The following is a 9,551-nucleotide window of genomic DNA, read 5'->3' as shown; positions in this document are numbered from 1 at the left end:
CAGCCCTCGCAGGACCGCATCACCGGCCCGCAGCAGGAGTTCGGCATCTACAAGCCCATGGACCTCAGCAAGATCAAATCCGATCTGTTCATCCCGTCCATGCTGGAAGCCACCAAGAAAAACACCACACTCGATGGCAAGGTTTATGGCCTGCCGCACATCTGGGGCACCGACGGCCTGGTCGTCAACACCAAGCTGGCCAAGATGACCGACTACCCCGACTTGTGCAAAGCCGACGTCAAGGGCAAGACCGCCGTGCGCCTGAAGCGCCCCACCCTGCTGGCCTTCGCCTTTGCGTCCGGCAAAGACCCGTTTGCGCTCTACAAGGACCCGAAAGCCTACGGCGCGCTGATGGATGAAGTCGGCAAGACCATGATTGCCTGCAAGAGCAACATCAAGTTCTACTGGGACAACAAGGACCAGCTGCTCAACGGCATGCGTGCCGGCGAAGTGGTGGGAGCCATGATGTGGGATACCGGCGGCTGGAAGCTCAATGCCGAAAAACCTGAAATCCAATACATCGCACCGAAGTCGGGCGCACTCGGCTGGATCGACACCTTCGCCATCCCGGCCAAAGGCCGCAACGATGCCGCCGCCTACGCCTGGATCAACTTCAATATGCGCCCCGAGATTGCCGCAAAAGTGGCAGGCTCTGCCGGCAACTTCACCGCCTCCAAGGGAGCCGACCAGCTGGCCGATCCCAAGCTGAAAGCCCAGTTCGCCGCCAGCTTCCCTGAAGCCGCGTTGAAAAACGTGAAGTGGTATCCCGCAGTGCCTGCCGGCATCGAGGACATCGAAGGCCGCGTATTAGACCGCGTGAAAGCAGCCCAATAACCGGCCTATCACCGGTGCACGCAGACCTTCAAGCCGAACACGTCGGTAAAACCTACGCCGGCCAGCCCGCAGTCAAGGACTTGTCCTTTTCCGTGGAGCGCGGCAGCTTCTTTTCCATCCTCGGCCCATCGGGCTGCGGAAAGACGACGCTGCTGCGCATGATCGCCGGCTTTCTGTCGCCCGATGCGGGCCAGATCCACATCGGCGGTAAACCCATGAACGGCGTGCCGCCCAACCAGCGGCCCGTCAACATGGTGTTCCAGCACCTGGCACTGTTCCCCATGATGTCGGTCGGTGAAAACGTTGGCTACGGCCTGGCACGGCGCGGCCTCTCGCGCGCCGACATCAGCGCCAAGGTCGGCGCCATGCTCGAACGCGTGAGCCTGCCTGGCATGCAGGACAAGCGCGTCGATCAGCTGTCAGGCGGGCAGCGGCAGCGCGTGGCGATTGCGCGCAGCCTGGTGCTTGAACCCACACTGCTGTTGCTCGACGAACCCCTGGGAGCGCTGGATTTGAAGCTGCGCGAGCATATGAAAGTCGAGCTCAAGCAGCTGCAAGCGGCCTTCGGCACCACCTTTGTCTACATCACGCACGACCAGTCCGAGGCATTGGTACTGTCCGACCATGTCGCGGTCATGAATGCCGGCAGCTTTGAGCAGGTGGGTACACCGCAAGAGCTGTACTACCAGCCGCAAACACCTTTCGTCGCGGGCTTTGTGGGCGCCAACAACAAGCTGCAAGGCAATGCTGCTGCGGGCGCAGAGCCCGGCAACGTGGTGGCGCTGACAACCGGCCAGGGCCTGGCCATGCGGGCCCGCGCAGTCGGGAAAATCCTGACCGGCCAGGCCGTGCAGGCGTTTGTGCGGCCCGAAGCGATTAGCCTGGCCCGCGACGCCGCTGAGCTGCCCGCTGACCACACAGCCTACGCGGGCCAGGTTGAGAGCCTGCTCTTTGATGGCGCCAATTCGGCCGTATTGCTGCGCGAAACCACCAGCCGTACGGAATTTCGTATCGCGCTACCGCAGACCGGCCGCTTTGCCGACTTGCGTGTCGGTGAAACGGTAGCCTTCAGCTTCGACCCCGCGCAAGCCACCTGTTTCGGGACAGCCGGCGCCTAGCGCCTGCAGATCATGCAAGCCGCAGCCGCCATGCCCGCAGCAAATGCCGGACCCGCATCGGCGCAGGCCAAACTTATCCTGCTGCTGTTGCTGGCGCCGGCGCTGATCTGGCTGGTGGGCCTCATCGTGTTGCCGCACATCGACCTGGCCATCCTGTCGCTGCGCGAACGCATCGCACCGCGGCAATATGCACCCAGCATCGCGCAGTACCGCACCTTCATCGACGAACCGCTGTACTGGCACACCTTTGTGCGCACCGCCGTCATGTCCATCCTGGCCACGCTGATCACACTGCTGCTGGCGTTTCCCATCGCCTGGACGATTGCCAAGCTGGTGCGCGGCCGTGCCAAGTCGCTGCTGCTGGTGATGTGCCTGATCCCCTTCTGGGTCAGCGAAACCGTGCGCACCCTGGGCTGGATGATTCTGCTGCGCGAATCGGGCGTGCTGCCCGCCGTGCTGGTGCAGCTGGGCCTCACTGATGCACCTGTAGAGCTGCTCTACCGCGACGCCACCATCCTGGTCGGCCTGGTCTATACCTCCATGCTCTTCATGGTGGTGCCGCTAATCAGCGCCCTTGAAAGCCTGGACGACACGCTGATCGAAGCGGCGTATGACCTGGGCGGCAACGGCCCTTCCATCCTGCGGCAAATCGTCATTCCGCATGCCGCGCCCGGCATCCTCGCCGGCTGCATCGTGGTCTTCATGCTGACCTTGGGCAACTACCTCACGCCCACCTTGCTGGGCGGTAAAAATTCGCTGTGGTTTACCGAGCAGATTTACACCCAGTTCATCACGCGCTTTAACTGGGAGCAAGGCGCGGCGTTTGGATTTTTGCTGCTGGGTTTGTCAACAGCGATCGTCTGGCTTGGCCTTAAATTAACCGGCCAGAAATTCGGCGAAGTCATGCGCCGGTCATGATGAAGGGSACTGCATGATCGCCTCCCTGCCCCGCCCCGCCTGGCTGCGCGCCGGCACCGTGGCTTATGCCCTGGCGTTTTTTGCTTTCCTGTTCCTGCCGCTGGTGGTGGTCGCGGTGTTTGCCTTCAACGACGCACCCTATCCGGCGCCGCCCTGGCGCGGCTTCACGCTCGACTGGTTTTTTGGCAGCAAGTCCGGACGCACAGGCCTTTTTGCCGATCGCCCCATGCTCGCCAGCCTCTGGACCAGCGTGGTGGTGGCCGGCTGGGTCACGCTGCTGGCGGTGCTGGTGGGCACGACCAACGCTTTTTTGATTGAGCGCAGCCGCTTTCCGGGCAAACAAGCGCTGTCGATGCTGATGCTGGCGCCGCTGGTGATTCCCGGCGTCATCCTGGGTATTTCGATCCTGGCCTTTGCCAGCCGCCTGGCGCAGTTTGCCGACGACTGGTGGGGGCTGGAGCTGGATTTCCTGCGACCAGGGCTTCCGCTGGTGGTGCTGGGCCAGTTTTCCTACATCGTGTCCATCGCCACGCTCATCATTTCGGCCCGCCTGAAACGTTTTGACATCACCCTGGAAGAAGCCGCCTACAACCTGGGCGCCTCCCGCGCCGCGGTCTTCGCCACCATCACCCTGCCTTACCTGAAACCCGCGCTGATCGGCGCTGCAGCGATCTCGTTTTTGATGTCCTTCGAGAACTTCAACACCACGCTGATGCTGGTCGGCTCGGACGCGCCGTTGACCGTCATGATGTACGGCCGCATGCGTGAGGGCGCCACGCCGGTGCTCAATGCCGTCAGCCTGTTCCTGATGCTGGCCTCGGCGGCCCTGGCGCTGACCCTGCTGCGCAAGCCCGCCGACAGCCCTGGCGCCTGAAGCGCCTGAAACAGTCCAGGCCGCCCCAAAATCGGGCTCGAATCGAGCCCAGACTGCGCAGTAACAGGCGCTTTACAAAGCCCCCTACGCCTATACCCAAATCACGTGCACGGATGCACAAATCGTGATACGGTGCAACTGTAAATACGGGGCCTGAAGCAGGTTTTCACGCCCGGTGGTATCAGCCCGGTTTTGACATTGACCTCACAGGTGAACGGATGCGCAGGCCAGCCCTTTACAGCAGTTCAAACCGTCCGGCGCAGGGCGCGGGTGATGCCCAGACGCAACCGCCCGAGCAGGCTGCCGGCCCAGACGACGCCATTCCAGCCCCCGCACCTTCCCGCTTCCCCCGCGCCTCCCGCCTGGCCAAACGGCTTGCCCAAAACCAGCTTTACCTGCTCTGGTCGGTCGTCGGCCTGCTGGCCCTGCTGCTGGCCATCAGCTTTGCCTCCCCGCTGCGGCCTGCGGCCCGCAAGCTGACGCAGGAAGACATCAACGCGGCCGTCCTCAAAACGCTGGAGACCACAGTCCTGCCCTCCCCCGGCACCCGGGCTTATGACACCATCATCCCCTCCGTCGTGCGCATCGTGGGGCTGGGTAAAGACAAGGACGGCAAGGAAGATGGCGAGCGCAGCGTGGGCACCGGCGTGGTCATCGTCGACAAGGGCATCATCCTGACCAACCTGCACGTGGTGCAGGGCGCAACAACCATCAAGGTCACATTCGCAGACGGCCTCGAATCCACCGCCAGCATCACCGGCGTGCAGCCCGAGAACGACCTGGCCGTGCTGCAGGCCCACAAGATCCCCGACGACCTGATTGCCGCCACCATGCGCTCCACCGCCGACCTGGCCCCCGGCGACCAGGTCATGGCCGTGGGCTACCCCTTCGGCATAGGCCCCTCGGCCTCGCAGGGCGTGATCTCCGGCCTCAAGCGCAACTTCCGCTCGCCCGAAGGCAAACAGATGATGAGCAACCTGATCCAGTTCGACGCCGCCGCCAACCCCGGCAACTCCGGCGGGCCGCTGGTCACCATGGACGGCGAAGTGGTCGGCATCGTGACCGCCATCTTCAACCCCAACCAGCAACGCACGTTTGTCGGCATCGGTTTTGCGGTGCCGATTGAAAACGCGGCCTCGGCCGCCGGCATGCCCCCCTTCTGAAGACTTTAAGGACATCGACGCATGGAACAGCACACGCCCGAACATTCCGCCACCGGCCATGACGCCACCGCGCTGCTGATGGAGCAGATCCTGTATGAAGTCAAACGCGTGGTGGTGGGGCAAGACCGCTTTCTTGAACGCGTCATGGTCGCCATCCTGGCGCAGGGCCATTTGCTGGTGGAAGGCGTTCCCGGCCTGGCCAAGACGCTGACCATCAAGACGCTGGCCAACACTGTGCAGGGCAACTTCAAGCGCATCCAGTTCACACCCGACCTGGTACCGGCCGATCTGGTGGGCACACGCATCTACAACCAGAAAACCGGCGAGTTCACCACCTCGCTCGGGCCGGTGTTTACCAACCTGTTGCTGGCCGACGAAATCAACCGCGCGCCTGCCAAGGTGCAGAGCGCGCTGCTGGAAGTGATGCAGGAGCGCCAGGTCACGATTGCCGGCATCACCCACAAGGTGCCCGAACCCTTCCTCGTCATGGCCACGCAAAACCCGATTGAAACCGAAGGCACCTACCCGCTACCCGAAGCGCAGGTCGACCGCTTCATGATGAAGGTGCTGGTGGACTACCCGACCGACGAAGAAGAATTCGTCATCGTCCAGCGCGTCACCGGCCCGGCCGTCGCCGTAAGCGCTGTCGCCACCACCGAACAGCTGGCCGCGCTGCAGGCCGAATGCCGCCGCATCTACGTCGACCCCTCGCTGGTGCAGTACGCCGTGCGCCTGGTCTCGGCCACACGTAACCCGACCAAGCATGGCCTCAAGGATTTGCAGCGCTTCATCACCTTCGGTGCCAGCCCGCGCGCCACCATCAACCTGACTGAAGGCGCCCGCGCGCTGGCCATGTTGCGCGGACGCAGCTACGCCCTGCCCGAAGACATGACCGACCTGGTGCCCGACGTGCTGCGCCACCGGCTGGTGCTGTCCTACGAGGCGCTGTCTGAAGGGTTGTCGGCCGACGGCCTCGTCGCGAAGATCATGGCCAAAATCCCGCCTCCAGCAAAACCACTAGAGCATGAAAAACTCGCCGCCTAGAAATGTGAGCCCCCACGCTCCGCCGCTTCGCGGGTCGCTGCCCCCCGAGGGGGCCGCCCGCCTGCGGCCCGGCAAAGCCGGTTCCGCGGCTCATGCTGGTTTCGGAGGATCGCCATGAGCGCACCTTCATCCAACGCAGAGCAGTTGCTGCGCCGGCTGGAGTGGACCGTGCTGCGCCGGCTCGACGGCCTGCTGCAGGGCGACTACCGCACCTTGCTGCGCGGCACCGGCATGGACCTGGCCGACCTGCGTGAATACCAGCACCACGACGACGTGCGTCACATCGACTGGAACGTCACTGCCCGGCTCGAGCAACCCCATGTGCGCGTGTTTACCGAAGACCGCGAAATGAGCGCCTGGTTCCTGCTGGACCTGAGCCCCTCGATGGACTTTGGCTCCAGCGAACTGCGCAAGCGCAATGTGTCCGCTGAATTTGTCGCCGTGCTGGCCCGCATGCTGACGCGCCACGGCAATCGCGTGGGCGCCATGCTCTATGGCTCCGGTGTTGATGCCGTGATTCCCGCGCGCGGCGGCCGCCACCACGTGCTGCATTTGCTGCACACCCTGCAGGCCCGCCCTGAAACCACAGACCTCGGCCCCACACGCCTGCACGAGTTGCTCGAGTCCGCGGCCAGCTTCATACGCAGGCGCTCCACCGTGTTTGTGGTGTCCGACTTCATCAGCGAACCTGGCTGGGAAAAGCCGCTGGGCCAACTCGCCCGCCGGCATGAAGTGGTCGCCGTGCGCCTGCTCGACCCGCTGGAGCTGGACTTGCCCGACCTGGGCCTGATTCCCATCCGTGATGTCGAAACCGGCGAGCAACTGCTGGTCGATACCCACGACGCGGGCTTTCGAAAACGCTTTGCACGCATCGCCGCCCAGCGCGAGGCCGAGCTGCGGCAATCGCTGGCGCGTGCCGGCGTGGACACGCTGGAGCTTTCCACCGACGACAACCTGGTTGACGCCATCCTGCGGTTTACCGAGCTCCGCAAACGGCGCAGCCGTACATCAGGCGCCAACGCAGCAGGCGGCAAGCTGCCCGCCCACCTGAAACACGCCGCCTGAAGAAGCCGCCAAGGAACATCCATGAACTTCAGCTGGTTAACCTCATTCATGTCAAAGCTTCCCCTGCCGACTTTCCTCTGGCCGGAGTTTTTATGGCTGCTGCTGGCCATCCCGTTGCTGGTGGCCGTGTATGTGTGGCTGCTGCGCCGCAAGAAAAAAATGGCGCTGCGCTACGCCAGCCTCTCCATCGTGCGCGAAGCCATGGGCCGCGGCCAAAGCTTTCGCCGGCATGTTCCGCCCCTGCTATTTTTGCTGTCCATCGCCGCCATGCTGGTGGCGGCGTCACGCCCCTTTGCCGTGATCAGCCTGCCGTCGCAGCGCGAGACCATCATCCTCGCGATGGACGTGTCGGGCAGCATGCGCGCCACCGACGTGCAGCCCAACCGCCTGGTCGCCGCCCAGAACGCTGCCAAGGCTTTTCTGGCCGACTTGCCGCGCAATGTGCGCGTCGGCATCGTCGCGTTTGCCGGCACCGCAGCCGTCGTGCAGCAGCCCACCCTCAGCCGTGAAGACCTGACGGCAGCCATTGACAAATTCCAGCTACAGCGCGGCACCGCCATCGGCAACGGCATTGTCGTGTCGCTGGCCGAACTGTTCCCCGACGCAGGCATCGACATCGCCTCCATGCAGTACGGAAGGGAAAAGCCCCGCGGCACATCGCTGGACCAGGCCCTGAACCCCGACAAGAACGCGAAGAAAGAATTCACCCCCGTCGCTCCCGGCTCCTATACCTCGGCCGCCATCATCTTGCTAACCGACGGCCAGCGCACCACGGGGGTGGATTCGATCGATGCCGCCAAGCTCGCAGCAGACCGCGGTGTCCGCATCTACACCGTCGGGGTGGGCACGGTGGATGGCGAAACGATTGGTTTTGAAGGCTGGTCCATGCGCGTCAAGCTCGACGAGGAAACCCTCAAAGGCATTGCCCGCGCAACACAGGCCGAGTACTTCTACGCAGGTACGGCGGCCGACCTGAAGAAGGTATATGAAACCCTCAGTTCACGTCTGGCGATTGAGAAAAAAGAAACCGAGGTCTCGGGGTTGCTGGCGCTTCTTGCCGCCGTGCTGGCGCTGGTGTCGGCGAGTTTGTCGCTGCTTTGGTTTAACCGGATTCTTTAAAGGCTTCGAGCGTTCCCTCAGAGAGGAGAACAGGGAAGCGGCGCCACTTGCATTTGACGTGCAAGCAAGCCACCGCATCCAGGACTTAACTTACCTCTTCGGTTTGGTGACCTCATGCCCGATCACACCGCCGACCGCGGYGCCGCCTACAGTCCCCAAGGCACTGCCACCCGTAAGAGCCGCGCCGGCCACACCGCCTACACCGGCGCCGATGGCGGTATTTTTCTCCTGAGTCGTCATGCCGCTACAGCCCGCCAGACCGGCAAGCACCACCGCACAAAGCGCAGTTTGTTTGATTCCAATCATTTCAGTCTCCTTGAGAACGTTAATGAAAGTGAAGAGAAAATGCCGCTTGATCACGCCGCCAGACCCTCTTCACGTGAATGAATCGCACACGGTTACCGGCTGCACGCCGGGGTGGCTTTTCATTGCTGGTGTCTTCATGCTAGGAGGCTGCGGGTTCGGTGGTGTAGGACGAACTCCCGATATCGGTACGTACTACGCCCGGTACCTCCGGAGGAAATTTCGCATGCAAATCACGTCCGGACCACTTCTCAAGCCTGAACGGGAGCGCACCGCGCAGCGGGACACAAACGCGTCATTCCATCAAGCGTCTCAACCCCGGCGCGCCGCCTCTATCGCGGCGACGTCAATCTTTTTCATGGTCATCATCGCGTCGAACACGCGCTTGGCCACCTTGGGATCGGGGTCGGCTATACCGTCAGTGAGCGCGCGCGGAGTGATCTGCCATGACAGGCCCCACTTGTCCTTGCACCAGCCGCATTCGCTTTCCTGCCCCCCATTGCTGACGATCGCATTCCACAAGCGGTCGGTTTCGGCCTGGTCATCGGTGGCAATCTGAAAAGAGAATGACTCGTTATGCTTGAAGAGCGGGCCACCGTTCAGCCCGATGCAGGGAATGCCGGCGACGGTGAACTCGACCGTTAGCACGTCACCCTGCTTGCCGTCGGGGTAGTCACCCGGCGCATAAAAGAGTTTGCCCACAGTGCTGTCGGGGAAGGTTTTTGCATAAAAGTTTGCGGCCTCAACGGCACCGCCGTCGTACCACAGGCAGATCGTGTTCTTGCTGGTCTTTTTGCTGGCCATGTCGTGTCTCCTGAAGGGTTGGGTATTCGGCACCCGGCGCCCGCCACGGTGCAAACAACCCCCATGGTATCCATCCTGCATACCTGATTTGTCGGATGGGACTGATGCCCTTGTAGGGATACGCCGACGCCCCAATGACAGCTGCGTGTTTGCCTATGCTCGTTCATATTGAGGAGGCGGTTGGCAGACTGGCCGCCTAGAATCAGTTTGCAGGCTCAGGCCCTTCCTTTCTTATCAAACTGAAACCCAAAGAATTCTTCATGCGTTACGCAGTCATCCTGTCAACATTGCTTCTTTGCTCCGCTTGCA

General features: G+C 62.7%; 10 protein-coding genes. 8 read left to right on the top strand and 2 right to left on the bottom strand.

Annotated features, from left to right (window positions below; all coding sequences use genetic code 11):
- The 8 genes from AC1D1P_RS07365 to AC1D1P_RS07330 all read left to right on the top strand — a co-directional run.
- Positions 1 to 834 (top strand): extracellular solute-binding protein (locus AC1D1P_RS07365; protein WP_477672543.1); only part of this gene is annotated, 834 nt, incomplete at its 5' end.
- A gap of 14 nt (positions 835 to 848) precedes the next feature.
- Positions 849 to 1,952, top strand: coding sequence for an ABC transporter ATP-binding protein (locus AC1D1P_RS07360; protein WP_477672542.1), 1,104 nt, complete (start codon positions 849 to 851; stop codon positions 1,950 to 1,952).
- 12 nt (positions 1,953 to 1,964) lie between these two features.
- Positions 1,965 to 2,870: an ABC transporter permease gene (locus tag AC1D1P_RS07355; RefSeq protein WP_477672541.1), complete on the top strand. Its 906-nt coding sequence runs from the start codon at positions 1,965 to 1,967 to the stop codon at positions 2,868 to 2,870.
- A 13-nt stretch (positions 2,871 to 2,883) separates the two neighbouring features.
- Positions 2,884 to 3,744 carry an ABC transporter permease gene (locus AC1D1P_RS07350; RefSeq protein ID WP_477669716.1) on the top strand — a complete coding sequence of 287 codons (861 nt, stop codon included), beginning with the start codon at positions 2,884 to 2,886 and terminating at the stop codon, positions 3,742 to 3,744.
- 218 nt (positions 3,745 to 3,962) lie between these two features.
- The gene (locus AC1D1P_RS07345) at positions 3,963 to 4,907 is read left to right on the top strand and encodes a S1C family serine protease (protein ID WP_477672540.1); all 945 of its coding nucleotides are present in this window, start codon (positions 3,963 to 3,965) and stop codon (positions 4,905 to 4,907) included.
- A gap of 21 nt (positions 4,908 to 4,928) precedes the next feature.
- Positions 4,929 to 5,951 (top strand): AAA family ATPase, encoded by a 1,023-nt coding sequence (locus AC1D1P_RS07340; RefSeq protein ID WP_477669718.1) that lies wholly within the window; start codon positions 4,929 to 4,931, stop codon positions 5,949 to 5,951.
- Positions 5,952 to 6,065: 114 nt separating this feature from the next.
- A complete protein-coding gene (locus AC1D1P_RS07335; protein ID WP_477669719.1) occupies positions 6,066 to 7,016 on the top strand; it encodes a DUF58 domain-containing protein in 951 nt (316 codons plus the stop codon).
- Between the two features lie 48 nt (positions 7,017 to 7,064).
- Positions 7,065 to 8,135 carry a VWA domain-containing protein gene (locus AC1D1P_RS07330; protein ID WP_477672539.1) on the top strand — a complete coding sequence of 357 codons (1,071 nt, stop codon included), beginning with the start codon at positions 7,065 to 7,067 and terminating at the stop codon, positions 8,133 to 8,135.
- A 90-nt stretch (positions 8,136 to 8,225) separates the two neighbouring features.
- Here the strand turns inward: AC1D1P_RS07330 and AC1D1P_RS07325 are convergent, their stop codons facing one another.
- Both AC1D1P_RS07325 and AC1D1P_RS07320 read right to left on the bottom strand, forming a co-directional pair.
- Entirely contained in the window at positions 8,226 to 8,441 is a 216-nt protein-coding gene (locus AC1D1P_RS07325) for a glycine zipper 2TM domain-containing protein (RefSeq protein WP_477672538.1), read from the bottom strand.
- Positions 8,442 to 8,750: 309 nt separating this feature from the next.
- Positions 8,751 to 9,242 (bottom strand): VOC family protein, encoded by a 492-nt coding sequence (locus AC1D1P_RS07320; protein WP_477666150.1) that lies wholly within the window; start codon positions 9,240 to 9,242, stop codon positions 8,751 to 8,753.
- Between the last annotated feature and the right edge of the window lie 309 nt (positions 9,243 to 9,551).

Source organism: Polaromonas sp. P1_E1_2 (genome assembly GCF_056406035.1).
Note: the sequence above shows the minus strand (reverse complement) of the source record. Positions and strands in the feature narration are given on the sequence as shown.